Below are 26,796 nucleotides of genomic sequence, written 5' to 3'. Positions count from 1 at the left end.
ATAGATCGTATCGCTTGAATAAATAATATATATTATGATGAGTGCAGATTGATTTTGTATTAGTATCAGAAATACTATTTGTAATAGCCTTATAAATTATTTATATAATGTTCTTATAAAAAAAGGAGTTTTATTATATTATGTCGAATAGTATAATAAAGCAAGATGTATTTGTAAGGAGGAATTCACTATGAAAATTCAAGAAGTAATGAATAAATACCCTGTTACTGTTGGCAAGGATGCGCCGATTTCTGATGTGGCTGACTTATTGGTAAAATATAATTTAACAGCTGTTTCCGTAGTGGATGACAACAATAAATTATTAGGTATTATTTCTGAAGGTGATTTGCTTTATAAAAAAGTTCGCCCTCATGTACCTCACTATGTAAATGTGTTGGGCGCTAGTATTTATTACAATGGTATCGGCGAATATAATGCGCAATTCAAAAAATTGTTAGCATCTCACGTTCATGAGTTGATGACTGACGAAGTTATTACAACTACACCGGATAAAGATGTAGAGGAAATTGTATCTGTTATGCTTGATCAACATTTGAAAAATGTTCCTGTTGTAGATAAGGATTACCATTTGATTGGTATCTTGTCTCGTCGTGACATTATCAAATTGATTGCTAAAGATAACTAATTCGCATAATTATGTAGAACATAGAAAGACCACCCATTTCGGGGTGGTCTTTTAGTGTAAATTGAGAAGAATTGCATTGACTTTGCATTTATGTTATTATTAGGAGTGCATAATATACTACAGAAATTTGGGCGTATTGCCCTTCGAGGAGGACATATTTTAAATGAAAGCAACTGTAAATCCTGTTGATCAACACGTAGTAACGTTAACTATTGAAGTACCTGCAGCAGAAGTAGATAAAGGCATTAAGCAAGCTGTAAAACGCATTGCAAGTCAAGTAAACATTCCTGGCTTCCGTAAAGGTCATGCACCTCGCCGTATTTTGGAAATGAACTTCGGCAAAGACGCTATCATGGAAGAAGCATTCGAAGTATTGGCTAGCCAAAACTACAGTGCTGCACTTCGTGAAAACGATATCGTTCCTGTTTCTGAACCAGAAATCGAACGCGAACAATTCGAAGAAGGTAAAGACTTGATTTTCAAAGCTACTGTAACTAAACGCCCTGAAGTTAAACTTGGCGACTACAAAGGCTTAGAAGCTGAAAAACAAGATGCTACAGTAACTGATGAACAAATCGAAGAACAATTGAACAACATCCGTGAACAACAAGCAAAAATGGTTGTTGCTGAAGAAGGCGCTACAATTCAAAAAGACGACTTCGCAGTAATCGACTTCGCTGGTTCCGTTGATGGCAAACCATTCGATGGTGGTGAAGGTAAATCCTACCCATTGCAAATCGGTTCTGGTAGCTTCATTCCTGGCTTCGAAGATCAATTGATCGGCGCTAAAGCTGGCGATGATGTAACTGTAAAAGTAACATTCCCTGAAGACTACTTCGTAGCAGAACTTGCTGGTAAAGAAGCAGAATTCAAAACTCATATTCATGATATCAAACGTAAAGAGTTGCCTGAATTGAACGACGAGTTCGCAAAAGAAGCAAGCTCTTACGAAACTATTGAAGAATTGAAAAAAGATCTTCGCGCTAAAATGGAAGAAGAAGCTTCCCGTCGCGCAATCGATACTTACAATGCTGACTTGATTCAAACAGCTGTTAAAAATGCTACTGTTGAAATCCCAGAAGTAATGATCGAAGATCGTGTAGAACAAATGATTCAAGAATTGGCTATGAACATGGAAGGCCGTGGCTTGAAACTTGATGACTACTTGAAATTCTCCAACAAAACTATCGAAGATTTACGTTCTGAATACAAAGATTCCGCAGCTGAAAACGTACGCGCTGATTTAGTATTAGACGCTATCGCAACTGCTGAAGGCATCGAAGTAACTCCAGATGATATGAACCGTGAAATCTTCATTATGGCTCAAAACTTTGGGGCAGATCCTAAAGAAGTTTGGGATATTATTGCAAAAGAAGGTCGTGTAGCTATGTTGGCAGGCTCTGTAGCTCGCAAAAAAGCAGCTCGATTCATTATTGATAATGCAAAAGGCGCTGAAGCGGCTAAATAATAGTTTGCTCAACTAGGTACATGAAAAGGTGAATATATGTATGTACCAATCGTAGTTGAACAAAGTGAACGCGGTGAGCGTTCCTATGATATTTACTCTCGCTTGTTAAAGGACCGCATTATCTTCCTAGGTGGACCTATTGATGATAATGTAGCAAATGCGGTTATTGCGCAAATGTTATTCCTAGAAGCAGAGGATCCTGATAAGGATATCCATTTGTACATTAATAGCCCCGGTGGTGTTGTAACTGCCGGCATGGCTATTTATGATACGATGCAATATATTAAACCAGATGTGTCTACCATTTGTGTAGGCTCTGCAGCAAGCATGGGGGCCGTGCTTTTAACAGCAGGTGCCAAGGGCAAACGTTATGCGTTGCCTCATGCACGCGTTATGATTCACCAACCATTAGGTGGTGTTCAAGGGCAAGCATCTGAAATTGAAATCCATGCCCGTGAGATTCTTCGTATGCGTGAAGAATTAAATGGTATCTTAGCTTCTCGCAGTGGACAAGATATTGAGGTTGTAGCGCGCGATACAGATCGCGATAACTTCATGAGTGCTCAGGATGCCGTTGAATACGGCTTAATCGATGAGGTGCTCACAAGAGAACCTGTAGAAAGCAAGTAATGGAGGCGCCCATTGGCAAAAGATAAAGACACTATGCGCTGCAGTTTTTGTGGACGCACAAGCGAAGAAGTCCGCAAATTAGTAGCGGGTCCTAACGTATATATTTGTGATGAATGCGTTGAAGTATGTGAACGTATTATTGCTGATGAGTTAGGTGACGTAGAGACGGACGACTTCAACTTAAAAGAATTGCCAACGCCGAGAGAAATTAAAGCTCATCTTGACGAATATGTTATTGGTCAAGATGATGCTAAAATCTCTTTAGCTGTGGCTGTATATAATCACTACAAACGTTTACAAACAGATAATGTAGTTGATGATGTAGAATTACAAAAGGCTAATGTTTTATTCATTGGTCCTACTGGTAGTGGTAAAACACTATTGGCTCAAACCTTAGCGAAAATGCTAGAAGTACCATTTGCTATTGCAGATGCTACAAGCTTAACTGAAGCTGGTTATGTAGGGGAAGATGTGGAAAATATCTTGCTCAAAATTATCCAAGCTGCAGATTATGATATAGCTCGGGCTGAACGTGGCATTATTTATATCGATGAAATTGATAAGATTGCACGTAAGTCTGAGAACCCTTCCATTACACGTGATGTGTCTGGTGAAGGCGTACAACAAGCATTGCTTAAAATCTTAGAAGGTACCGTAGCTTCTGTTCCGCCTCAAGGTGGTAGAAAGCATCCAAATCAAGAAATGCTTCAAATTGACACTACAAATATTCTCTTTATTTGTGGTGGTGCATTTGATGGTATGGACAAGGTTATTACTAAGCGTACCGCTAAGAAAACCCTTGGTTTTGGTGCAGATGTACAACGTAAAGAAGAACGTAATATATCGGCTATCTTGAAGGATGTTGTACCTGAAGATTTATTGAAGTTTGGCTTAATCCCTGAGTTCATTGGTCGTTTGCCAGTAATGGTAACATTAGATCAATTGGATAGAGATGCATTGATCCAAATTTTGACAAAGCCTAAAAATGCATTAACAAAACAATATGAAAAAATTCTATCCCTTGATGGTGTAGAATTAACTTTCACTGAAGATGCATTAGAAGAAATCGCTGATGAAGCATTACAGCGAAAAACAGGTGCTCGTGGTTTGCGTGCTATCATTGAAAAGGTGATGAAACGCGTTATGTTTGAAGTTCCTTCCATGCCGGAAGTAACTAAGTGCATAGTTAATCGTGAATCCGTGTTGAGCACAGGTGAACCTATACTCAAAAATGAGGCAGACCAAGACATCCAGTTGAAATCGTAATTCGAAGAAACTCATTTCTGTGTAGGAATGAGTTTCTTTTCATAATATAAATACCTGGAGGAAGTATGAATTTACTCGAAATTGGGATTCCAACCGTACCCCTTAGAGGCATGGTTGTATACCCGAATATCGTGATTCACCTCGATATCGGTCGAGACAAATCCATTAAAGCGGTAGAAGCCGCAATGAACGAGGATCGCATTTTAGCAGTTGTCAGCCAAAAGGATGATGCTGTTGATTCGCCAACTGTTCATGACTTAGCCCAAATGGGTACATTAGTAAAAATTAAGCAAATGTTACGCTTGCCAGGTGGTATTGTACGTGTTCTTGTAGAGGGCATTACACGTATTCGCGTAATGAATATAACAAGTATGGATCCGTACTATGTAGGGGACTACGAGCGTGTAGCCTCCGAATTTGAAGACGATGTTGAGTTAGAAGCCTATCGTCGTTTAGTGCAATCTAAGTTTGGCGAATGGGCTGAAGAGGCCAAATCTGTTACCGATGAAGGCGTAACACGGGTTATGGAATTACGTGACCCTTGTGAATTAGCTGACCAAGTTGCGTTCTTGTTGCCTATTAATAATACTAAACGCCAAGAGTTACTTGAAGAGTTATCCGTAGCTCGTCGTTTAAATATGATCGTAGGCATCTTGAATATGGAATTACAAATTTCTGATTTGGAAAATTCTATTAATAATCAAGTTCGTCAATCTATGGAAAAAGCGCAAAAAGAATATTTCTTGCGTGAAAAAATCCGAGTTATCCACGATGAGTTGGGTGACAAAGGAGATCCAGAGGAAGAAGCAGAAGAGTTACGTGTTAAATTGAAAGCACTCAACCTTAGCGAAGATGTACATGAACGTATCGATAAAGAAATCTCTCGTTATAGTCGCATGCCTCAATTGATGCCAGAAGCAACTATTTTGCGCAATTACCTAGATTGGGTGTTAGCGTTACCTTGGAACGAATTGACTGAGGATCGCTTAGATATTAAAGAGGCTCATGATATGCTTGAGGCTGATCATTATGGCCTTGAAAAGGTTAAGAAACGCATCCTTGAATTCTTAGCTGTTCGTAAGTTAACTGGTAAGAATAGTGGATCCATTCTTTGCTTAGTTGGACCACCAGGTGTTGGTAAAACATCCTTGGCTACGTCTATAGCTAAAGCAATGAACCGTAAGTTCATCCGTGCATCTTTAGGTGGTGTACGTGATGAAGCTGAAATTCGTGGCCATCGCCGTACGTATATTGGTGCATTGCCTGGTCGTATGATTCAAGGCCTCAAGAATGTAGGCACTAAGAACCCTGTATTCTTATTGGATGAAATTGATAAACTTGCATCTGATTATAAAGGCGATCCATCCTCTGCATTGTTAGAGGTATTGGACCCTGAACAAAATAGCACATTTAGTGATCACTTCATTGAAGTACCATTTGATTTCTCCGAAGTATTCTGGATTACAACGGCTAATGTTGCATCCAATATTCCAGGTCCATTGTTAGATCGTATGGAAATTATCGAATTATCTAGCTATATGGAACAAGAAAAATTAGAAATTGCTAAGCGCTATTTAGTACCTAAACAAATCAAGAAAAATGGCCTTGAAGATTACAAGGTTAAATTATCTGATGCAGTGTTGAAAAAGGTAGTTTCCGAATATACTCGTGAAGCGGGTGTTCGTACCTTAGAAAAAACGATTGCTAAGATTTGTCGTAAGATTGCTTATAAAGTCGTTGAAGAAGGTGGGGATGCACCGAAAGTAACGACAAAAAATCTTCCCGAATTCTTGGGTGCACCAATTTTTGTTGACCAAGAGCGCGAAAAGAAACCGCAAATTGGCTATGTAAATGGTCTAGCTTGGACTTCTGTAGGTGGCGTTGTATTGCCATGCGAAGCAACAACTATGAACGGTACAGGTAAACTTGCATTAACGGGTAGCTTAGGTAAGGTTATGCAAGAGTCTGGTCAAGCTGCAATGAGCTATATTCGCCACAATGCAAAAGCCTTAAAAATTGAAGATGATTTCTATAAGAAACTCGATATACACGTTCACTTGCCAGAAGGTGCAACACCTAAGGATGGCCCTTCCGCAGGTATTACGATGACATTGGCTATGGTATCTATTTTAACAAATCGCAAGGTTCGTTCTGATATTGCCATGACTGGTGAAATTACATTGCGTGGCCGTGTACTACCAATCGGCGGTTTAAAAGAAAAGTTATTAGCAGCCTTGTCTAATGGTATTAAAGAAGTATTGATTCCTAAAGGTAATGAAAAGGATATTGCAGAATTACCTGATATTGTAAAAGACGGTCTCATTATTACGCCAGTTAAGACAATGGATGAAGTATTAGCAAAGGCACTTGTGTAATGCAAAAAAAGAAAAAATCCACTAAACAAATGGGCCCAAAACCACAATATACACGAAAAGAACCGAAGGGGCCTCGTATTATAGCAGCAAAATATAATACTTCCTGTGTTAAGGCTGATCAATATCCTGAAGGGGATACTGTGGAAATAGCCTTCATCGGGCGCTCTAATGTGGGCAAATCTTCGTTGATTAACTCGTTGTGTAATTATCGTGGGTTGGCTCTCGTTAGTGGCCAACCAGGTAAGACTAAGACAATTAACTACTTTGATATTGAATCAAAAGAGGATATTTCTGAAACAGAGGAACGCAGATATAACTGGTTTCTCGTAGACCTTCCTGGTTATGGTTTTGCAAAGACAAATAAGGGAAACCGCAACTTGTGGTCTTCCTTTATTGCCGATTATATTTTACATTCTGAACGATTGATGTTGTTGTGCTTACTTATCGATGGCCGTCATCCAGAGATGCCTATCGATAAGGTGGCCTATGATTGGCTCGTTGAAGCTGGTGTACCATTACAAATTGTAGTTACTAAAGCTGACAAACTAACGGCTAAAGAGAAGTCTGCGAACTTGGCTAAAATTAAGGAAATGTATCCAACGAATACACCGCCTATTTTATATAGCTCCTTAAAACACACGGGACGTGAACTTTTACAACAACGCATCAATAAAGTTCTAGTAGGAGATGAAGCATGAGTCAAACCAATGAATTAGAGATTATGGAACGCATTGCTCTAGATTTAGAGGGTGTGGAAGAGTCTCTTGCATCATCTTTTAATACAGGTGCAGAAGACTTTAATGCACTGATTCGACCATTATCTGCTGCAGGTGGCAAGCGCTTGCGCGCGCAATTATGTTTATTGATTGCTAATGCAGGTACATCTGTAGAACGTCAGCGTATTAGAATTGCTGAAGCCGTAGAGATGCTTCATTTAGCGACTTTGATTCACGATGATGTGTTAGATCAAGCAGAGATTCGTCGAGGCGAAGAAACGATACATATGCATAAAGGAAATAAGGTAGCTATTCTTAGTGGTGATTACTTGTTTGCTAAAGCATTCCAAATTGTATCTGAAATGCCTAATATGAAATATTTGCAGATTTTTTCACATATCATTACTTGCCTTGTGGAAGGCGAGTTTATGCAGATGGAAGATGTGTATCGCATCGATCAAGGGATTGAACGGTATATGACTAAGACCCAAAAGAAAACAGCTGACTTTATGGAAGGCTGTATGGAACTTGGTGGCCTATTAGGGGGCTGGAGCGAATCTGAAATCGTTGAGTTGAAAAAATATGGTCATGCTCTGGGCATGGCATTCCAAATTACTGATGATATTATGGATTATCGTGAAACAACAGCGACGACTGGTAAACCCGTGGGGAATGATCTTCGCGAAGGTTTATTGACATATCCGTTGTTAAGTATCGTTAATGATGACAATAAAGATAAATTACTTGAGGATATTAAAGCCTTGAATAATGGCGGCGATGAGCAGGCTATTATCGACTATGTTATCGGTCAAGGCGGTATTGATAATACATTAGCTGTAGCTCATCAATATTGCAAAGATGCTTTGACAGCACTCGACGCTGTTCGTGATTTCCCAGGCAAAGAATTCCTTGTGATGGCGGTAGAGAATTTAGCTGATAGAAAGGTATAATATGGAACCATTCGAACCAAAACCGGACTTCGAATATCCCATACAAAAACCTTCTTTTGATAGTGTAGTTCGTCAAAAGCGTCGCGAAGCCAAATTAAAGGTTGAACAAGAACAGTATAAGGTGGTAAAACAACAGGTTCCTGAGGAGCCGGAGGACGAGCCCATTTATACTGAGATGGAACAGAAAATGATGGACGAGGCGAGGGAAATATCCCTTGTAGGCCATCTATCTGAATTGCGAAAGCGCCTTATTATAATGGCCATTGCAGTAGTCATAGGAACATGCATTTCTTATTATTATATAGACTTCTTATTGGAAATACTCTTAAAGCCTGCGGGCAGACTCTATTATATGAAACCGACTGAGGCCTTCTTTACCTATATGAAGGTGTCCATAGTAGGTGGTCTTATTATAGGAGCGCCTATTATATTGCATCAGATTTGGCTATTTGTTAAGCCCGCTCTTACGGTGCGAGAAAAGCAGCTATCTAACTGGATTTTACCAGTTGCAATAGGCCTATTTGGCATAGGTATTGTATTTTCTTATTTCCTTGTACTACCGGCAGCCGTTAAGTTCTTTATGGGCTTTGCTACAGACGAATTACAACCGTTATTTTCTATCGGTCAGTACATGGACTTTGTATTGTCCTTTGTACTACCCTTTGGATTTATCTTTGAGTTGCCGTTGATTTTAATCATCTTGGGATATTTCAATTTAATTACATCGCGTTTTTTAAAAACGAAACGTAAGATATTTATTCTTATATCCTTTATCATAGGTGCGGTCATTTCACCAACACCGGATATGTTCTCTCAAACGATGATTGCATTGCCTATGATATTGCTATATGAAACGAGCCTATTTGTATTGGCTAAGATTATGAAGCGCTAAGGAGTTTATTTAGGAGGAACGATGAAAACCTACGAAAATTTAACCACTTATAACCCCGGTGAAATAGAAGGGAAATGGTATTCATATTGGGAAAACCAAGGATACTTTCACGAAGAAGTAGACACTAATAAAGAACCATTTAGTATCGTGTTGCCGCCTCCTAATGTAACTGGTATGTTGCACATGGGCCATGCTTTAGATAATACATTGCAAGATATCCTTATTCGTTTCAAACGCATGCAAGGCTACAATGTATTGTGGATGCCAGGTACTGACCATGCTGGTATTGCTACACAAATCAAAGTAGAAGAAATGCTCGCTAAAGAAGAAGGCAAATCTCGCTATGATTTAGGTCGTGAAAAATTCGTAGAACGTGTATGGGAATGGAAAAAAGAATACGGCGATACTATTGTAAAACAAATTCGTAGCTTAGGCGCATCTTGTGACTGGACTCGCGAACGCTTTACATTAGATGAAGGGTACTATCATGCAGTGCGTGAAGTATTCGTAAAACTTTATGAAAAAGGCTTAATCTATCGCGGTGAACGCATCATCAACTGGTGTCCTCGTTGTGCTACTGCTTTATCTGATGTTGAAGTTGAACATGAAGATGAACATGGCCACTTATGGCATATTAAATATCCTGTAAAAGGTGAGGATAATCGTTTCGTTATTGTTGCTACCACACGTCCAGAAACAATGTTTGGTGACGTAGCAGTAGCAGTAAATCCTGATGATGATCGTTATAAAGACCTCATCGGCAAAACATTGATTTTACCATTTGTTAATCGTGAAATTCCTGTAATTGCCGATGATTATGTAGATGCTAGCTTCGGTACAGGCTGTGTAAAAATTACGCCTGCTCATGACCCTAATGACTTTGAAATGGGCCAACGTCATAATTTGGAATCCATCGTTGTTATGAACAATGATGCGACAATGAATGAAGGTGCTGGCAAGTTCAATGGCATGACTCGTGAAGAAGCTCGTAAACAAGTTGTAGCTGAACTCAAAGAACTAGGCTTACTTGAAAAAATCGATGATCATGACCATGCAGTAGGTCATTGTTCTCGTTGTAACACAATTATTGAGCCAATGGTATCTAAACAATGGTTCGTAGATATGAAACCATTAGCAGAGCCAGCTCTTAAGGTTGTTAAAGATCACGAAGTAGAGTTCGTTCCTGAACGTTTTACAAAAACTTATGTAAACTGGCTTGAAAACATCCGCGACTGGACGATTTCCCGTCAATTGTGGTGGGGCCATCGTATTCCTGCATGGTACTGCGATGAATGCGGCGAAACAATCGTTAGTCGTGACGATATTACGGAATGTCCTCATTGCCATGGTCATGTTACACAAGATCCAGACGTTCTTGATACATGGTTCAGTTCTGGCTTGTGGCCATTTGCTACAATGGGGTGGCCTGAGCAAACTCCTGAGCTTAAACAATGGTATCCAACAAGTGTTCTCGTAACTGGCTACGATATCATCTTCTTCTGGGTTGCTCGTATGATCTTTATGGCTCTTGAGTTCGAACATGAAATTCCATTTAAACATGTATTTATTCATGGTCTTGTTCGTGATAGCCAAGGTCGTAAAATGAGTAAATCCTTGGGCAATGGTATTAATCCTCTTGAAGTTATCGACCAATATGGTGCCGATGCATTGCGCTTTACTCTTGTTACTGGTAACACACCAGGTAATGATATGCGCTTCTATATGGAACGTGTTGAGGCTAATCGTAACTTTGCCAATAAGATTTGGAATGCATCCAAATTTGTATTGATGAATCTTACAAATTATGATGAAAGCTTCGTTCCAACTGCAGATGATTTGACATTAGCAGACCAATGGATTGTTCAAAAATATAACGAAACAGTACAAAGTGTAACGTCTAATCTCGATAAATTCGAGTTGGGTGAAGCTGCAAGTTCTGTATATGATTTCATTTGGAACACATACTGTGACTGGTATATTGAGTTAGCTAAACCTCGTTTATACAACGATGGTAATGAACGTGATCGTCGTACAGTTCAATATTTACTTGTAACAATCTTGCGTCACATGCTTGAATTGTTACATCCATTTATGCCGTTCGTAACAGAACATATTTGGCAACATTTACCTCATGAAGGGGATAGCATCGTTGTTGCAAAATGGCCTGAAGCATTAAAGTTTGATAATCTTGAAGGTGCAGCACGTCAAATGGAAGTTATGATGGATGCCATCAAGGGTATTCGTAACATGCGTGCTGAAATGAATGTGCCTTTAGGTAAAAAAGCTGAGGTTATCGTAGCACCAACAGATGAAGCATTAGCTCAAACTGTAGCAGATCATAGGGATTACTTTGTTACATTAGCTTGGGCTGAGAAGGTAACAATTCTTGGTGCCGATGATCCAAAACCAGAAAATGCAACTGTAACAGTTGTAAATGGTATGGAAGTATATCTCTTACTTAAAGACTTGATCGACGGTGAAAAAGAAAGAGAGCGTATTGCAAAGGAAAAAATCCAAATGGAAAAAGAAATTTCCCGTTTGGAAGGCAAATTGTCTAACCAAGGCTTCCTCGCAAAAGCTCCAGAAGCTGTAGTAGCAAAAGAAAAAGAAAAGTTAGAAGAATATAAACAAAAACAACAAGCGTTATTGGAACGCGAAGCGTTCCTTGAAACCTTATAATAGGAGGTTTATATGACATATCAAGAGGCCTTAGCCTATTTAGAACAGGCATCTTCATTCGGTATTAAGCCTGGTCTTGAACGAATTACAGCGCTTATGGAAGCCCTTGGGAATCCACAAGAAGACTATAAGATTGTTCATGTAACAGGCACGAATGGTAAGGGCTCGGTTACCTCATATATTTCCTACGCACTGTTTACAAGTGGACTACGGGTGGGGCGATTTACATCGCCTCACCTTCAATCCTATACGGAGCGAATTCAAATCAATGATGGAAATATAACAGAGGAAGCCTTCGGTAATCTAATTAGTCATGTAAAAGTGGCAGTTGATACTATCATTACTAACGGCATAGAAGCGCCAACTCAATTTGAAATTTTGACGGCTGCTGCATTCTTGTTCTTCAAAGAACAAGATGTGGACTATGCGGTGGTGGAAGTTGGTTTAGGTGGATTACTAGATTCTACTAATATCGTGACACCAAAGGTATCGGTTATTACCAATGTAACAATAGACCATCAAGCATATTGTGGTGATACTATTGAGGAGATTGCGCATCACAAGGCAGGAATTATTAAATCTAAAATTCCTGTTGTAACGGCTGCACAGGATGCTCCTCTTCGTATTATTGAAGAGGTAGCTAAAGAAAAACATGCTAGAGTGTATGCTTTCAATAAAGACTTTGGTATCGATAGCCGTAGTGCTGTAACTGGTGGCCAAATGATTACGGTTAGTACTAATGATACCGTTCCTGCAATGTTGTTTACGACAATGGCAGGCATTCACCAATCTGTCAATCTTGCGTGTGCATTAATGGCTGTACGGTTACTGATGAAAGAAGATACTAACATCAGTGAAGAAACGATGCGTGAAGGATTTGCTCGCACTACGTGGGCAGGTCGATTTGAAGTTAAACGAGGCTTGGATCGCACCTTTATCTTTGATGGTGCTCATAATGCGGCAGGTGCTGAATCTTTCAGTATGACCTATGCTGAATTATTTAAGGACACTCCAAAAACGATTGTGATGGCAATTCTTAAAGATAAAAATCAAGATGCTATTATCCGCGAAGTTGTTAAGGCAGGCGATACGGTTCTAGTTGTACCAGCTCCAACAGATAGAACTGAAGTGCCAGAGGTTTTGGTTGAGAAAATACGTCACATCGTTCCAAAAGCTATAGCGCAAACAGCAGATTCTGTTGAAGACGCATTGGCTTTAGCATATAAACATACAAAAACTGGTGATATTATCACTGTTTGTGGTTCTTTATATATTTTAGGAGATGCTCGTCAGTGGTTTAACCATGAGATGAGTCACTAAGGTGAGCCTATGGAACTCTCACTTATTCCTAATCAGAAGAGAATTACGTTCTATATCGAGCGTCTAATTTATGGTGTGGTGGTTGCTATGCCATTACAACCTATGGTGGGGGATGTACTCCTGTGGCTAGCGATAGGACTTGCTTTATATGATTTGATATCTAGTAAATCACTGAGTTTACCGACGGGTTATTTATCCTGGTCTGTTATGATATTTGTGGTATGGACTGGCATATCTGCACTAGTATCAGAAAATTGGGATTGGTCAATTCAAAGTTGGTTTTATCAAATCGTAGCCAGCGGAGGCATGTATTATCTAGTTCGCACATACATTCAAACACCTAAACAGTGGAATTATTTTCTTCGTGCTCTATTAGGTACTGCTGTTCTGGTGTGTATCATAGGTGCTTATCAATATGTATTTGTTCCTAATATCCATATAAAAGAGTGGGTAGATGCAGCACAGTTCCCAAAATTGATGCGACGCATGTCTTCCACCTTACAAAATCCTAATTTGTTGGGAGCCTATCTATTGATGGTGCTCAGCGTATGTATCAGCTATATCTTGGTATATATGAAAGAAAATCGTACCCGCGAAGTCGTTACGATGCTCGTTATAGGTATTATATTATTCTTAACGATGCTACTAACCTATTCTAGGGGAATTTGGATTAGCTTTGGAGCGATGATTTTGTATTGGGCAATCTTTGTGGAACGAAGATTATTCTTATCTTTATTAGCAGTGCCAGTAATTTTATATTTTTATGATGGTGAAATAGCTTCAAGGTTGTGGTCTATATTCCAAGGCCATGATACATCAGCTGATCTTCGATGGGCTTTATGGGATAGTACCATGTATATCGTACGTGAAAATCCTATCTTTGGTATTGGGTGGAATACATTTTACTTAGTATATCCAGATTATAACTATTATATTCAAGGACCTCACGTCTTGATGTATCATGCCCATAATTTGTATCTCAATATATTAGCTGAATCAGGCATCCCAGGATTGATATCATTCCTAGCAGTTATTATTGGTCATGTTATTACATCTATAAGACTTGAAGGGGATATATTCCGCCAAGCTGCACAAGTTGGTGTAGGTGCGTTAGCTATAGGTGTTTTATTTAGTGGCTTATCTGATTTTGAGCTATATAGTCATCAAGTAACCATCGTATTTTGGCAATTGTTTGGTTGGGTAGGGGCCTTTGTAAAAGTTCAGTTATCTGCTGATAAATCTGCATAATTGTAATATCTTGTATAATTAGCATGTTTTATGGTAGATATATAATTTCATAATATGGTATAATTAATACATACCTTGGGTAGGTACGTATTAGGTAGTATAACCGGTTTTCTAATGTTAGACATAATTGAACATTATCGTTAGCATTTGAAAGCCGGTTTTTTGTATATCATTGTATCTTTATAGGGAGGTGTAAGGTCTAGTTCTTGTATATGAGATGTTGTTTTATATTGAAAAGGGTCTATATATTGTATAGAGAGAGTTCGATTTAATTGAAAAACATCAATATATGCCATATATCGATGATTCCTGTGAGTTATAACGATGTGAATAAAACTTATGTGGAAATGTGAAAATCTATGCATTTTAATCATAATGCTAATCAAAGTGTGATAAAAAATACATTTTAGTCATATAAGTTGACAATGCATTGGATGTGGACTACGATGAAGTCGGTTTAAGGAACGACCAAGAGATCAAACTGTCGTTTATACAATGTTACTCTTAAAGGAGATGGTAATGGTGATAGACATCAAAGACCGCGTTAAATGTGCGGCCCTCCAAGGTAAAATTGTCACTGCTTATGATGCAGCTCTTTTGATTAACCCTAACGATAAAGTTGGTATTTCCGGCTTTACTCCATCTGGTTATGCAAAAGCAGTGCCATTGGCATTGGCAGAAAGAATGGAAAAAGAACCATTCAAAATTGATTTGTGGACAGGTGCTTCCGTAGGTGATGAAGCTGATGGCGCGTTAACTCGTGCTAACGGTATCAATCGTCGTTTCCCATATCAAACAAATGGGGATACACGTAAAGCCTTAAATAGCGGTGCTGTTAAATACATCGATATGCATTTAAGCACAATGGCACAAAATGTTCGCTATGGTTTCTTTGGCGATTTAGACGTAGCTATCGTAGAAGTTTGTCAAATCAACGAAGATGGCTCTTTAGTACCTACAACATCTGTTGGTAACTCTCCAACATTTGTTAGCCAAGCTAAAAAAGTTATCGTAGAAGTAAACGTATCCCAACCACTTTCCTTGGTAGGTATGCATGATATCTATGAACCACTCGATCCACCACATCGTAAACCAATTCCATTGGAAACACCTGGTGATCGTATTGGTACTGAAGCAATTCCTTGTGATCCAAGTAAAATTGTTGCAGTAGTACCTTGTGATGTTCCTGATACAACAAGACCTTTGGCACCTATCGATGATGATGCAAAAGCAATGAGTCAACACCTTATCAAATTCTTCGAACAAGAAATTGCAGAAGGTCGTTTACCTAAAAACTTGCTTCCATTACAATCTGGTGTAGGTTCCGTAGCGAATGCGGTAATCAGTGGTCTTGCTAAAGGCCCATTCACAGATTTGTCCATCTATACAGAAGTAATCCAAGATGGTATGTTCGACTTGATCGATGCTGGTAAAGTAACTGTATGTTCCGGTACTGCATTAAGTCCTTCTCCAGATGGGTTGAAACGTTTCTATGCGAATATTGATGAATATCGTAAAAAAATCATTCTTCGTCCGCAAGAAATTTCCAACAACCCTGGTATTGCTCGCCGTATTGGTGTCATTGCCATGAATACCGCTATCGAATTTGATATTTTTGGCAATGTAAACTCTACTCATATTATGGGTAGCAAAATGATGAATGGTGTTGGTGGTTCTGGTGACTTTGCACGTAGTGCATATCTCACTATTTTCTGCACTAACTCCGTTGCTAAAAATGGCGACATCAGTTCTATCGTTCCATATGTATCTCATGTGGATCACCCAGAACATGACACTATGATTTTCTGTACAGAACAAGGTGTTGCTGACTGCCGTGGTTTGAGCCCAGTGGAAAGAGCTCGTTTAATCATTGAAAAATGTGCTCACCCAGACTACAAACCTATGTTAACTGAATACCTAGAAAAAGCATTAGCTGCAACAAAGAATGCCCATACACCTATGTTGCTTGATGAAGCTCTTTCTTGGCATAAACGCTTCACAGAAACTGGAAGCATGAAAAAATAACCTGTTTTTTTAGGAGGATGATGAAAACATGGCTTACGAAAACTTAAAAGCCCAAATTGCTGAGTACAACAAACTTTGTGACGAAAAAAGTGCAAAAACTCCAGAACGTCAAAATTTAAAATACAACCGTGTATACACACCAGTTGATATCGAAGGTTTTGACTATGAACGTGATTTGGGTATGCCTGGCGAATTCCCTTACACTCGTGGCGTACAACCTACTATGTACCGTGGTCGTTTCTGGACAATGCGTATGTATGCAGGCTTCGCTACAGCAGAAGAATCTAACAAACGTTACCGCTACTTAATCGAGTCTGGTGCAACTGGTCTTTCCTGCGCATTCGACTTACCTACACAAATCGGTTACGACTCCGACGATGCAGTTGCAGAAGGCGAAGTTGGTAAAGTAGGTGTAGCGATTGACTCCTTGGCAGATATGGAAATCTTGTTCGACGGCATCGACCTTGGTAAAGTATCCACATCCATGACAATCAACGCTCCAGCATCTGTTTTGTTGGCAATGTATATCGCAGTAGCTGAAAAACAAGGCGTACCTTCCACAGAATTGAAAGGTACAATTCAAAATGATATTTTGAAAGAATACGCAGCTCGTGGTACTTACATTTTCCCACCAAAACCATCCATGCGTTTGATCACTAATATCTTCGAATATTGTTCTCAAAACGTTCCAAAATGGAACACAATTTCCATCTCCGGTTACCACATCCGTGAAGCAGGTTCCACAGCAGCTCAAGAAATCGCATTCACAATTGCTGATGGTATCGCATACGTAGAAGCAGCTTTGAAAGCTGGTCTTGATGTTGATACATTTGCTGGTCGTCTTTCCTTCTTCTGGAATGCTCATAACAACGTACTTGAAGAAGTTGCTAAATTCCGTGCATCCCGCCGTTTATGGGCAACAATCATGAAAGAACGTTTTGGTGCTAAAAAACCAAAATCCATGATGCTTCGTGTACATACTCAAACAGCTGGTTCCATGTTGACTGCACAACAAGTTGATAACAACATCGTTCGTGTTGCTCTTCAAACTGCAGCTGCTGTAATGGGCGGTACTCAATCCTTACATACAAACTCCCGTGACGAAGCGTTGGCTCTTCCTACAGAAGCATCTGTACAAGTAGCTCTTCGTACACAACAAATCGTGGCTTACGAATCTGGTTTGGCTGACGTAGTTGACCCATTGGGCGGTTCCTACTATGTAGAAGCTATGACTAACGCTATCTATGACGAAGCTATGGCATACATCAAGAAAATTGATGAAATGGGCGGCGCTGTAGTAGCAATCGAAAAAGGCTACATCCAAAAAGAAATTCAAGAATCCGCTTACAAATGGCAAATGGAAGTTGAATCTGGCTTGCGCACAATCGTTGGCGTAAACAAATTCCAAGTTGAAGAAGAAGCTCCAAAAGACTTACTTCGCGTAGATGCTTCCGTTGGTGTTAACCAATCCAAGAAAACTCAAGCAGTTCGCGCTAACCGCGATCAAGCAGCAGTTGATAAAGCATTAGCAGCTCTTAAAGCTGGTGCAGCTGATGAAAACGTTAACTTGATGCCATTAATTCTTGATGCAGTTAAAACATATGCTACTTTGGGTGAAATTTGTAATGTATTGCGCGAAGTATTCGGTGAATACGAAGCTCATTCCACATTATAATATCGGCTAATTTCGGAGGTAATTAATCATGGCAGAAAAACGTATTAGAGTAATCGTAGCAAAACCAGGTCTTGATGGTCATGACCGTGGTGCAAAAGTAGTAGCACGCGCACTTCGCGATGCTGGTTTCGAAGTAATCTACACAGGTCTTCGTCAAACTCCAGAACAAATCGTTGAAGCAGCTCTTTCTGAAGACGTTAATGTAGTTGCATTATCCCTTCTTTCCGGTGCTCATAACACATTGTTCCCTAAAATTGTTGAACTTTTGAAAGAAAAAGGCATGGGCGATGTACTTGTAATTGGTGGTGGCGTTATTCCTGACGCTGATATCCCTGGTTTGAAAAAAGCTGGCGTAGCAGCAGTATTCACACCTGGCACACCAACTGGCGATATCGTTAAATTCATCAACGAAAACGTTAAATAATTAATTGGGTAAGAGAGGAGCACAACTGAATAGTTGGCTCCCCTCTATTCCCATATTTTAAGATAGGTGGTGAGGCGAGTGGATTTAGTTAAAGAACTTTTTGAAGGTTCCCGACTAGCCTTAGCACGGTCCATAACGGCTGTAGAAAACGAGTATGAAAATGCCATTGATATTATGAAGGCTATTTACCCTAAAACAGGGAATGCACGTATTCTCGGTATTACTGGGGCCCCTGGTGCTGGTAAAAGTACTTTGACTGATAAAGTTGTTAAACATTATCTAGATCAAGGTAAAAAAATCGGCATCGTTGCCATCGACCCAACAAGCCCATTCTCTGGTGGTGCTATCTTGGGGGACCGTATTCGAATGAATGATTTGACATTAAATGAAAATGTATTTATTCGAAGCATGGGCACGCGTGGTAGTCTTGGTGGTTTATCCAAAAAGACTGCAGACGTTGTAAAACTCATGGATGCCTTTGGCATGGATTTAGTAATCATTGAAACAGTAGGTGTAGGTCAATCCGAAGTAGATATCGTTAAAAATGCTGATACTACATTGGTTGTACTTGTTCCTGGTCTTGGTGATGATATCCAAGCTATCAAGGCAGGTATTCTTGAAATTGGCGATGTATTTGCTATCAATAAAGCTGACCGAGATGGTTGTGATCGTTTGAATGTAGAAATTGAAATGATGCTTGACCTAGACTCTCGTGAAGTAAAATGGCGCCCACCAATTAAGCGCACAATTGCTAGTAAAGACCAAGGCGTAGATGAACTTATCGACGCTTTAGATGAACATTTTGAGTATCTTGAAGATTCTGGTGAATTGGAATCTCGTCGGGCAGAACGTACTCGTGATGAAATCATCGCAATGATTAATGAACAAATTGGTCGTTATGTAGCTGATAAAATCGTTACAAGCGACGAATTTAATAGCCAAGTGGCAGCTGTTAATGAACGCGAAAGCGATCCATACACAGTTGTTAACGGCGTAATGACAAGCGTGCTAAAGTAGACGGCGACTACATAGCATTAGAGATTTAGCCTTGAAAAGGAGATAATCGAAATGGCTTTTAAAGTATTACAAGTGGATCACATCGGTATTGGTGTTAATGATTTAGCAGCAACTAAAGAATTCTATAAAAATGCATTGGGTATTGAACATCTTCCAGAAGATGAAGTGGTTGAAGAACAAAAAGTAAAAGTATCCTTCTTCCCATGTGGCGATGCTGAACTTGAATTCTTAGAAACTACAACTCCAGATGGCCCTATCGGTAAATTCATCGAAAAAAATGGCGGTCGTGATGGTATCCAACACGTTGCATTGCGCGTTGATAATATTGAAAATGCTATTGCTGATTTGATGGCTAAAGGCGTTCGTATGATTGACGAAAAACCTCGTTACGGTGCAGGCGGTTCCTCTATTGCTTTCTTACATCCAAAAGCAACAGGTGGCGTATTGCTTGAATTATGTCAACGTATGAAATAATACAGTATCCAATTCACATCATTATGTATGAGTAATAGATATACATATTCATATAATCACTAGTTATATATTAAATATGTATGCATGCTTGAACTTTAATTATTTATGAAATAAAATGATACTGTAACAAGTTTTATTTGGAGGTGCTATAATGGCAACAGTGCAAGAAAAAATCGAGTTATTGCACGAAAAACTAGCTAAAGTTAAAGCTGGTGGCGGTGAAAAACGCGTTGAGAAACAACATGCTCAAGGCAAAATGACTGCTCGTGAACGTTTGGCTAAATTATTCGATGATAACTCTTTCGTTGAACTTGATCAATTTGTTAAACATCGTTGTGTTAACTTCGGTCAAGAAAAGAAAGAATTACCAGGCGAAGGTGTAGTAACTGGTTATGGTACTATTGACGGTCGTTTAGTATATGCATTTGCACAAGACTTCACTGTAGAAGGTGGTTCTCTTGGTGAAATGCATGCTGCTAAAATCGTTAAAGTACAACGTTTAGCAATGAAAATGGGTGCTCCTATCGTTGGTATCAATGATTCCGGCGGTGCTCGTATTCAAGAAGCAGTAGATGCGCTTGCTGGTTACGGTAAAATTTTCTTTGAAAATACAAATGCATCTGGCGTTATTCCACAAATTTCCGTAATCATGGGCCCATGTGCAGGTGGTGCTGTATATTCTCCAGCATTAACTGACTTCATCTACATGGTTAAAAACACATCTCAAATGTTCATCACTGGTCCTGCAGTTATCAAATCTGTAACTGGTGAAGAAGTAACAGCTGAAGACCTTGGTGGCGCAATGGCTCACAACTCTGTGTCTGGTGTTGCTCACTTTGCAGCTGAAGATGAAGATGATTGCATCGCTCAAATTCGCTACTTATTAGGCTTCTTGCCATCCAATAATATGGAAGATGCTCCATTAGTAGATACTGGCGATGATCCAACTCGCGAAGACGAAGGCTTGAACAGCTTGTTGCCTGATAACAGTAACATGCCATACGACATGAAAGATGTTATCGCAGCTACTGTAGATAATGGTGAATACTATGAAGTACAACCATTCTATGCTACAAATATTATTACTTGTTTCGCACGTTTTGACGGTCAATCCGTTGGTATCATTGCTAACCAACCAAAAGTAATGGCTGGCTGCTTGGACATCAATGCATCCGACAAATCTTCCCGTTTCATCCGTTTCTGTGATGCTTTCAATATTCCAATCGTTAACTTTGTTGACGTTCCTGGTTTCTTGCCTGGCACAAATCAAGAATGGGGCGGTATCATTCGTCATGGTGCTAAAATGTTGTATGCTTACTCTGAAGCTACAGTACCAAAAATTACTGTTATCACTCGTAAAGCATACGGCGGTTCTTACCTCGCTATGTGTTCCCAAGATTTGGGCGCTGACCAAGTGTACGCTTGGCCTACATCCGAAATCGCTGTAATGGGTCCTGCTGGTGCAGCTAACATTATCTTCAAGAAAGACGAAGATAAAGATGCTAAAACAGCTAAATACGTAGAAGAGTTCGCAACTCCATACAAAGCTGCAGAACGTGGCTTCGTAGACGTTGTAATCGAACCAAAACAAACTCGTCCAGCAGTTATCAACGCTTTGGCAATGCTTGCAAGCAAACGCGAAAACCGTGCTCCAAAGAAACATGGTAATATTCCATTATAATTCGTTTCGATAACAAGAACATCGAATTTGGGAGATACCTTTCTTTACTAATTTTTTAGAAAGGGGAATGATTATGGAAGGACAAGCAGTTACTACCAATCCTTGGTTAATCATGGCCATTAATATGACAGTTGTATTTGTTGTGTTGATTCTTTTAGGTGTTTTAATGACAATTGTTCATTTGATTGACCCTACTAAGAAGAAAAAAGAAGTACCAGCAAGTGCACCTGTTGCGGCTCCAGCAGCTACTCCAGTGGCTGCACCAAGTGCATCTGCTCAAAATGAGGATGAAGTAGTAGCAGCTATCGTAGGTGCCATTGTGGCGATGGGGTATTCATCTGAACAAATTGCATCTATTCGACCTACAGCAACCAGCGCTAAATGGCGCTTGGAAGGTCGTTTAAGCGGTAGAGGTTAATAAAATTTTAGGAGGCATTTGTAATGAGCAATGCTACAACAACTAACGGTAAAGCTCCATCTCAAGATGTAGTAGCAGTAATCGTTGGTGCATTAGCGGCAATGGGTTATTCCGCTGATCAAATCGCGCATATCCGTCCAATCGTAAGCTATAATTGGAAAATGGAAGGCCGTTTGCGTGGTAATCGATAAGATTATAGGCTAATTTGATAATTCAATAGATTATCTAATTTATATGTGTAAAAGAAATTTATAAGTATTGTGTAGACATACACATTTTGGAGGAATTTAAAATGAAAAAATTCAACGTTACAGTAAATGGCACAGCATATGATGTAGAAGTTAATGAAGTAAAAGCAGCAGCTCCTGCAGCGGCTCCTAAAGCAGCTCCAGCAGCAGCTCCTAAAGCAGCTCCTGCACCAGCTCCAGCTCCAGCTGCAGCTGCAGCTCCAGTTCCAGCAGGTGCTGAAACTGTAAAAGCTCCAATGCCTGGTAAAATCTTATCTGTAGCTGTATCCGCTGGTCAAGCAGTTAAAAAAGGCGAAACTTTGTTGATTCTTGAAGCTATGAAAATGCAAAACGAAATCGCAGCTCCACATGATGCTGTAGTTGCAGAAGTTCGCGTAGCTGCTAACCAAACTGTATCCACTGGCGACGACATGGTTGTTCTTGGTTAATACCAAGTTGTGTATGACGCGGCTAGTCCGCGTCGTATAACAATTTTATATTTGTGAAAGGGGAACGCATATGGAGGCTTTTGCTGTTGCGATTCAATCCGTTATAACTGATAGCGGGTTCCTCGCATTTACAACAGGCAATGCTATTATGATTCTTGTAGGTTTGATCCTATTGTACTTGGCATTTGCTAAAGAGTTTGAACCATTATTGTTGGGTCCGATTGCGTTTGGTTGTGTACTTGCTAATATTCCTCGTAATGGCTTTGAAGAAGGCGTTATGGCTCTTATTAGTGCAGGTATCTCTCAAGAAATCTTCCCACCTTTAATTTTCCTTGGTGTAGGTGCAATGACTGACTTTGGTCCACTCATTGCTAATCCTAAAACATTGCTTTTAGGTGCTGCTGCTCAAATCGGCGTATTCGTTGCTTTAGGTGGCGCAATGATGCTTGGATTTACTGCTCAAGAAGCAGCTGCTATCGGTATCATCGGTGGTGCTGATGGCCCTACATCCATTTACTTGGCTACTAAGCTAGCTCCTCATTTATTAGGTGCAATCGCGGTTGCTGCATATTCTTATATGTCCTTAGTACCGTTGATTCAACCACCTGTAATGAAATTATTCACTACGCAAAAAGAACGAGAAATTGTTATGGAACAATTGCGTGAAGTTACACGTTTTGAAAAAATCGTGTTCCCAATTGTTGCAACGATCTTCATTTCCTTATTACTTCCTTCCATTACATCCCTTTTAGGTATGTTGATGTTAGGTAACTTGTTCCGTGAATCTGGCGTAACTGAACGTTTGTCCGATACATCTCAAAATGCGTTGATCAATACTGTTACAATCTTCTTGGCAACTGGTACTGGTTTAACAATGAGTGCGGAACACTTCTTAAGCGTACAAACAATTCTTATTATTTGCTTAGGCTTAGTTGCATTTATCGGCGGTACTGCTGGTGGCGTATTGTTCGGTAAAATCATGAGTTTAGTAGATGGTGGTAAAACAAATCCACTTATTGGTTCTGCCGGTGTATCCGCAGTTCCAATGGCGGCTCGCGTATCTCAAGTTGTAGGTGCGAAAGCTAACCCAGCTAACTTCTTGCTCATGCATGCTATGGGTCCAAACGTAGCTGGCGTTATTGGTACAGCAGTAGCAGCAGGTACAATGCTTGCTATGTTGTCTAACCATTAATAATTAAATAATTATTCACCAAGGTGTGCCTAATTAGGTACACCTATTGGTGAATAAAAAATCCCTTTTTAATTATGTATTCATGCATAAATAGGGTATATTTGCAATAAATGCTTTTCAGATCGGTCATTAGGTGGTACAAGAATTCACACAATAACCTTCTAGTGCTTTGAATATAGTAGAGGTGGTCACTTGTTATCAATTGAATTAAAAATACTGATTTGTTTTATTTGGGCATTTATTGTATTTTTTATTACTGCACTGATTATCGGTAATGAAGGAAAAGCTAAATGGTTTCAACGTAGAACTAAATATACTTGGTTTAATCGCCGAGGCTTTTTAGGGGAAGCGTTATTTTTTGGCTATCCTAAAACTAAAGAGGGTTATGGTATAACTTTTTTGATGGCTTCTGCTATCTGTATTGTAGGCTATATTTTATATCTCATCTAATGCAATCGGTGCATTTCTCTGAAGGGAGATGATGATGTATGGGTACTGCGGAACAAACCTTAATCGTCCTTGCAGTCATGGCTGTTTTATTCGTTACGGAAATTATTCCTTTAGCTATTACTTCTCTAGGCGGCGCAATTACTTTAGGTCTTATGGGTATTATTACTCCTAAGGTTGTATTCTCTGGTTTATCTGATAGTACAGTTGTGTTGTTCGCTGGTATGTTCGTTGTTGGTGCTGCATTGTTCTACACTGGTTTAGCTCAAAAAATTGGGGAAACAGTAGTATCTCATGCAGGTACTAGCGAAAATGGCTTAATGCTTGCTATCATGGTTGTTACAGCTACCATGTCCGCATTCTTATCTAACACTGGTACAACAGCTGCATTACTTCCAGTAGTTGTAGGTATCTGTGCTGTTGCGAAGATTCCTGCTTCTCGCCAATTGATGCCTTTAGCATTTGCTGCAGGTATTGGTGGTATCATTACAATGGTTGGTACACCACCTAATATCATTGTAAGTGGTACATTAACTAAATTTGGTGAACAACCATTTGGTTTCTTTGAATTTGCTTGGATCGGTATTCCTTTGACTATCGCTACTATCGTATTCATGATGCTCATTGGTAAACATTTATTACCTAAACATGAAATTCAAGATGCTGGTGATGTAGAACAAGAAGTAGCTGCTGAAGATATTTCTAACGATCCTAAGAAACAATTATTCTCCGGTCTTATTCTTTTAGGCGTAATCATCGCTATGATTTTAGGTGACTTCCTAAAAGGCTATGGTATTAACTTACCATTGAGCATGGTTGCAGTTATTGGCGCAATGCTTTGCGTATTAACTGGTTGCTTGAACGAAAAACAAGCTTACACATCCATTGACTGGGTAACAATCTTCTTATTCGCTGGTATGATGCCAGTAGCAACTGCACTTGATCAATCTGGTGCAGGTAAAATGATTGCAAATGCAGTTATTGGCGTTATGGGTTCTGACCCTAGCCCTTACTTTGCAACAGCTGTATTGTTCATCTTGTCTTGTGTTATGACTCAATTCATGTCTAACACAGCATCTTGTGCATTATTGGCTCCTATCGGTATTTCCATTGCCCAAGGTATGGGCGCTGACCCTCATGCTGTATTGATGGCTATCGGCGTTGCTGCATCTTGTGCATTCGGTACACCTGTAGGTACACCTCCAAATACATTAGTACTTGGTCCTGGTCAATACAAATTTACAGACTATGTAAAAGCCGGCGTTCCATTGATCTTAGTTTGCTTCGTAGTAAGCTTAATTATTATCCCAATGGTATGGCCATTCTTCCCTGGTAAATAATAGGGGATAGGTTACTCTACTATAAAAGCACATACGAGGTCGAATCGTAAGATTCGGCCTCGTTTTTTATGATTTTAGCCTATATGATTTTAATATAGATTACATATAAGTGTAATCAAAAGCAATATGAATTAAACTAATTTGCATGATTAATTTTACACATTTGACTACATCGAAAAAAATATGATATAGTATATTGTGTAAGATATAATAATGTAATGTTGAATAAGGAGGTCATCTATGACAAAAGAAAGATTTAACATGTTAGTTGGTTCTATTGGTGCATTTATTGGTGTATTTGTATTTTTAGCCTATATCCCACAAATAATTGCTAATCTTCATGGTCAACCTAGTCAACCATGGCAACCATTATTTGCAGCAGTATCCTGTTTGATCTGGGTATTATATGGTTGGACAAAATCACCTAAACGTGATTATATTTTAATCGTACCAAACCTTGCAGGCGTTATTTTAGGTACACTAACATTCTTAACATCTTTCTAAGTGCTATAAGAAAAAATAGTATTATTGTTATATAGTGAATAATAGTAAAGATATTACTTTACTTTATAAATATAAATGAGGTCGAATCGTATGATTCGGCCTTTTTTAGAGTGAAGTTTATATGTTAGATTAAAATATAGATAAGCGTTAAATCTGTTGTAATAAAAAAATAGTTTTTATGATAATAAATATTGATAATTAAATTCCTATTATAATGATTAGGATTTTATAAAATTGATAATTACAACATTCTCATTTGTTGAATATCATATTCAATTAATTAAATGAAAAGTAATATCAAAATACCTATAAACATAGGCTTTGTATGATAAAAATGAAAAAGTAATATGCAAAAATATATACAGTTTTTTATCATTTTCATTTGACTTTCAAAAAGAACTGTGTGATAATGAGAACATAAGTTGAGGCAAGTGCCTTTCTAAATGATAATAAAAAGTTCTGATCTATATTTTTATGGAGGTCCTAATTATGAGAGTTATTGCTGATGGTTGCATTAAATGTGGTTCTTGCGCATCTGTTTGCCCAGTTTCTGCTATTTCTGAAGGCGAAACTAAATACGAAATCAACGATACTTGCATCGATTGCGGTTCTTGCGAATCCGTTTGCCCAGTATCTGTAATTTCCGCTGAGTAATCACAAATTAAACGGCCCCTCATTGAGGGGCTTTTTATTTTGCCTAAATTTGCTTAACTTAGTATAATAGGACTATTAA

The 26,796-nt window shown here is 39.1% G+C and carries 25 protein-coding genes; all 25 read left to right on the top strand.

Annotated elements, in window-relative coordinates; all coding sequences use genetic code 11:
- Positions 1-190 precede the first annotated feature (190 nt).
- The 25 genes from VCHSUH04_RS07030 to VCHSUH04_RS06915 all read left to right on the top strand — a co-directional run bounded on the left by VCHSUH04_RS07030 (position 191) and on the right by VCHSUH04_RS06915 (position 26,717).
- The gene (locus VCHSUH04_RS07030; protein ID WP_024065467.1) at positions 191-646 is read left to right on the top strand and encodes a CBS domain-containing protein; all 456 of its coding nucleotides are present in this window, start codon (positions 191-193) and stop codon (positions 644-646) included.
- Positions 647-809: 163 nt separating this feature from the next.
- Positions 810-2,114: a trigger factor gene (tig, locus tag VCHSUH04_RS07025; protein WP_105085923.1), complete on the top strand. Its 1,305-nt coding sequence runs from the start codon at positions 810-812 to the stop codon at positions 2,112-2,114.
- A gap of 36 nt (positions 2,115-2,150) precedes the next feature.
- Positions 2,151-2,744, top strand: a complete 594-nt coding sequence (clpP, locus tag VCHSUH04_RS07020; protein ID WP_005385987.1) for an ATP-dependent Clp endopeptidase proteolytic subunit ClpP — start codon at positions 2,151-2,153, stop codon at positions 2,742-2,744.
- 12 nt (positions 2,745-2,756) lie between these two features.
- A complete protein-coding gene (gene clpX, locus VCHSUH04_RS07015) occupies positions 2,757-4,010 on the top strand; it encodes an ATP-dependent protease ATP-binding subunit ClpX (RefSeq protein ID WP_105085922.1) in 1,254 nt (417 codons plus the stop codon).
- 65 nt (positions 4,011-4,075) lie between these two features.
- Positions 4,076-6,385: an endopeptidase La gene (gene lon, locus VCHSUH04_RS07010; protein ID WP_105085921.1), complete on the top strand. Its 2,310-nt coding sequence runs from the start codon at positions 4,076-4,078 to the stop codon at positions 6,383-6,385.
- Complete coding sequence (gene yihA, locus VCHSUH04_RS07005; protein WP_105085920.1) at positions 6,385-7,083, top strand: ribosome biogenesis GTP-binding protein YihA/YsxC; 699 nt, start codon at positions 6,385-6,387, stop codon at positions 7,081-7,083. The genes lon and yihA overlap by 1 nt, the downstream gene beginning before the upstream one ends.
- The gene (locus tag VCHSUH04_RS07000) at positions 7,080-8,051 is read left to right on the top strand and encodes a polyprenyl synthetase family protein (RefSeq protein WP_105085919.1); all 972 of its coding nucleotides are present in this window, start codon (positions 7,080-7,082) and stop codon (positions 8,049-8,051) included. Before yihA ends, VCHSUH04_RS07000 begins: the two co-directional genes overlap by 4 nt.
- Position 8,052: 1 nt before the next feature.
- Positions 8,053-8,943: a twin-arginine translocase subunit TatC gene (gene tatC / locus VCHSUH04_RS06995; RefSeq protein ID WP_105085918.1), complete on the top strand. Its 891-nt coding sequence runs from the start codon at positions 8,053-8,055 to the stop codon at positions 8,941-8,943.
- Positions 8,944-8,964: 21 nt separating this feature from the next.
- Positions 8,965-11,622, top strand: a complete 2,658-nt coding sequence (locus tag VCHSUH04_RS06990; RefSeq protein WP_105085917.1) for a valine--tRNA ligase — start codon at positions 8,965-8,967, stop codon at positions 11,620-11,622.
- 12 nt (positions 11,623-11,634) lie between these two features.
- Positions 11,635-12,942: a folylpolyglutamate synthase/dihydrofolate synthase family protein gene (locus tag VCHSUH04_RS06985; protein WP_105085916.1), complete on the top strand. Its 1,308-nt coding sequence runs from the start codon at positions 11,635-11,637 to the stop codon at positions 12,940-12,942.
- Between the two features lie 9 nt (positions 12,943-12,951).
- Entirely contained in the window at positions 12,952-14,190 is a 1,239-nt protein-coding gene (locus tag VCHSUH04_RS06980; RefSeq protein ID WP_105085915.1) for an O-antigen ligase, read from the top strand.
- Between the two features lie 519 nt (positions 14,191-14,709).
- Positions 14,710-16,215, top strand: coding sequence for an acetyl-CoA hydrolase/transferase family protein (locus VCHSUH04_RS06975; RefSeq protein WP_039969068.1), 1,506 nt, complete (start codon positions 14,710-14,712; stop codon positions 16,213-16,215).
- Positions 16,216-16,243: 28 nt separating this feature from the next.
- Entirely contained in the window at positions 16,244-17,890 is a 1,647-nt protein-coding gene (locus tag VCHSUH04_RS06970) for a methylmalonyl-CoA mutase (RefSeq protein ID WP_005386006.1), read from the top strand.
- 28 nt (positions 17,891-17,918) lie between these two features.
- Positions 17,919-18,314, top strand: a complete 396-nt coding sequence (locus VCHSUH04_RS06965) for a cobalamin B12-binding domain-containing protein (RefSeq protein WP_060923999.1) — start codon at positions 17,919-17,921, stop codon at positions 18,312-18,314.
- Between the two features lie 78 nt (positions 18,315-18,392).
- A complete protein-coding gene (meaB, locus tag VCHSUH04_RS06960) occupies positions 18,393-19,331 on the top strand; it encodes a methylmalonyl Co-A mutase-associated GTPase MeaB (protein ID WP_060923998.1) in 939 nt (312 codons plus the stop codon).
- Between the two features lie 51 nt (positions 19,332-19,382).
- Entirely contained in the window at positions 19,383-19,805 is a 423-nt protein-coding gene (gene mce, locus VCHSUH04_RS06955) for a methylmalonyl-CoA epimerase (protein ID WP_005386012.1), read from the top strand.
- Positions 19,806-19,956: 151 nt separating this feature from the next.
- Positions 19,957-21,486 carry a carboxyl transferase domain-containing protein gene (locus VCHSUH04_RS06950; protein WP_105085914.1) on the top strand — a complete coding sequence of 510 codons (1,530 nt, stop codon included), beginning with the start codon at positions 19,957-19,959 and terminating at the stop codon, positions 21,484-21,486.
- A 73-nt stretch (positions 21,487-21,559) separates the two neighbouring features.
- Positions 21,560-21,904, top strand: coding sequence for an OadG family protein (locus VCHSUH04_RS06945; protein WP_105085913.1), 345 nt, complete (start codon positions 21,560-21,562; stop codon positions 21,902-21,904).
- A 23-nt stretch (positions 21,905-21,927) separates the two neighbouring features.
- Positions 21,928-22,095, top strand: coding sequence for a hypothetical protein (locus tag VCHSUH04_RS10265; RefSeq protein WP_004696483.1), 168 nt, complete (start codon positions 21,928-21,930; stop codon positions 22,093-22,095).
- A 101-nt stretch (positions 22,096-22,196) separates the two neighbouring features.
- A complete protein-coding gene (locus VCHSUH04_RS06940) occupies positions 22,197-22,580 on the top strand; it encodes a biotin/lipoyl-containing protein (protein ID WP_005377346.1) in 384 nt (127 codons plus the stop codon).
- Positions 22,581-22,650: 70 nt separating this feature from the next.
- Positions 22,651-23,772 (top strand): sodium ion-translocating decarboxylase subunit beta, encoded by a 1,122-nt coding sequence (locus VCHSUH04_RS06935; RefSeq protein WP_105085912.1) that lies wholly within the window; start codon positions 22,651-22,653, stop codon positions 23,770-23,772.
- Between the two features lie 192 nt (positions 23,773-23,964).
- Entirely contained in the window at positions 23,965-24,222 is a 258-nt protein-coding gene (locus VCHSUH04_RS06930) for a hypothetical protein (protein WP_060923992.1), read from the top strand.
- A gap of 38 nt (positions 24,223-24,260) precedes the next feature.
- Positions 24,261-25,559 (top strand): SLC13 family permease, encoded by a 1,299-nt coding sequence (locus tag VCHSUH04_RS06925; protein ID WP_105085911.1) that lies wholly within the window; start codon positions 24,261-24,263, stop codon positions 25,557-25,559.
- 240 nt (positions 25,560-25,799) lie between these two features.
- Positions 25,800-26,063 carry a SemiSWEET family transporter gene (locus tag VCHSUH04_RS06920; protein WP_004696474.1) on the top strand — a complete coding sequence of 88 codons (264 nt, stop codon included), beginning with the start codon at positions 25,800-25,802 and terminating at the stop codon, positions 26,061-26,063.
- 489 nt (positions 26,064-26,552) lie between these two features.
- On the top strand, positions 26,553-26,717 hold the full coding sequence (locus VCHSUH04_RS06915; protein WP_005386021.1) for a DUF362 domain-containing protein: 165 nt from the start codon (positions 26,553-26,555) through the stop codon (positions 26,715-26,717).
- Positions 26,718-26,796: the final 79 nt, after the last annotated feature.

Source organism: Veillonella sp. T14073-2 (genome assembly GCF_002959875.1).
Classification (GTDB): domain Bacteria; phylum Bacillota; class Negativicutes; order Veillonellales; family Veillonellaceae; genus Veillonella; species Veillonella infantium.
Note: the sequence above shows the minus strand (reverse complement) of the source record. Positions and strands in the feature narration are given on the sequence as shown.

Excerpts from the sequence above, each read along its gene's own strand:
- VCHSUH04_RS07030 (WP_024065467.1), top strand. The coding sequence starts at position 191 with ATGAAAATTCAAGAAGTAATGAATAAATACCCTGTTACTGTTGGCAAG.
- tig (WP_105085923.1), top strand. The coding sequence starts at position 810 with ATGAAAGCAACTGTAAATCCTGTTGATCAACACGTAGTAACGTTAACT.
- clpP (WP_005385987.1), top strand. The coding sequence starts at position 2,151 with ATGTATGTACCAATCGTAGTTGAACAAAGTGAACGCGGTGAGCGTTCC.
- lon (WP_105085921.1), top strand. The coding sequence starts at position 4,076 with ATGAATTTACTCGAAATTGGGATTCCAACCGTACCCCTTAGAGGCATG.
- yihA (WP_105085920.1), top strand. The coding sequence starts at position 6,385 with ATGCAAAAAAAGAAAAAATCCACTAAACAAATGGGCCCAAAACCACAA.
- VCHSUH04_RS07000 (WP_105085919.1), top strand. The coding sequence starts at position 7,080 with ATGAGTCAAACCAATGAATTAGAGATTATGGAACGCATTGCTCTAGAT.
- tatC (WP_105085918.1), top strand. The coding sequence starts at position 8,053 with ATGGAACCATTCGAACCAAAACCGGACTTCGAATATCCCATACAAAAA.
- VCHSUH04_RS06990 (WP_105085917.1), top strand. The coding sequence starts at position 8,965 with ATGAAAACCTACGAAAATTTAACCACTTATAACCCCGGTGAAATAGAA.
- VCHSUH04_RS06985 (WP_105085916.1), top strand. The coding sequence starts at position 11,635 with ATGACATATCAAGAGGCCTTAGCCTATTTAGAACAGGCATCTTCATTC.
- VCHSUH04_RS06980 (WP_105085915.1), top strand. The coding sequence starts at position 12,952 with ATGGAACTCTCACTTATTCCTAATCAGAAGAGAATTACGTTCTATATC.
- VCHSUH04_RS06975 (WP_039969068.1), top strand. The coding sequence starts at position 14,710 with ATGGTGATAGACATCAAAGACCGCGTTAAATGTGCGGCCCTCCAAGGT.
- VCHSUH04_RS06970 (WP_005386006.1), top strand. The coding sequence starts at position 16,244 with ATGGCTTACGAAAACTTAAAAGCCCAAATTGCTGAGTACAACAAACTT.
- VCHSUH04_RS06965 (WP_060923999.1), top strand. The coding sequence starts at position 17,919 with ATGGCAGAAAAACGTATTAGAGTAATCGTAGCAAAACCAGGTCTTGAT.
- mce (WP_005386012.1), top strand. The coding sequence starts at position 19,383 with ATGGCTTTTAAAGTATTACAAGTGGATCACATCGGTATTGGTGTTAAT.
- VCHSUH04_RS06950 (WP_105085914.1), top strand. The coding sequence starts at position 19,957 with ATGGCAACAGTGCAAGAAAAAATCGAGTTATTGCACGAAAAACTAGCT.
- VCHSUH04_RS06945 (WP_105085913.1), top strand. The coding sequence starts at position 21,560 with ATGGAAGGACAAGCAGTTACTACCAATCCTTGGTTAATCATGGCCATT.
- VCHSUH04_RS10265 (WP_004696483.1), top strand. The coding sequence starts at position 21,928 with ATGAGCAATGCTACAACAACTAACGGTAAAGCTCCATCTCAAGATGTA.
- VCHSUH04_RS06940 (WP_005377346.1), top strand. The coding sequence starts at position 22,197 with ATGAAAAAATTCAACGTTACAGTAAATGGCACAGCATATGATGTAGAA.
- VCHSUH04_RS06935 (WP_105085912.1), top strand. The coding sequence starts at position 22,651 with ATGGAGGCTTTTGCTGTTGCGATTCAATCCGTTATAACTGATAGCGGG.
- VCHSUH04_RS06925 (WP_105085911.1), top strand. The coding sequence starts at position 24,261 with ATGGGTACTGCGGAACAAACCTTAATCGTCCTTGCAGTCATGGCTGTT.
- VCHSUH04_RS06920 (WP_004696474.1), top strand. The coding sequence starts at position 25,800 with ATGACAAAAGAAAGATTTAACATGTTAGTTGGTTCTATTGGTGCATTT.
- VCHSUH04_RS06915 (WP_005386021.1), top strand. The coding sequence starts at position 26,553 with ATGAGAGTTATTGCTGATGGTTGCATTAAATGTGGTTCTTGCGCATCT.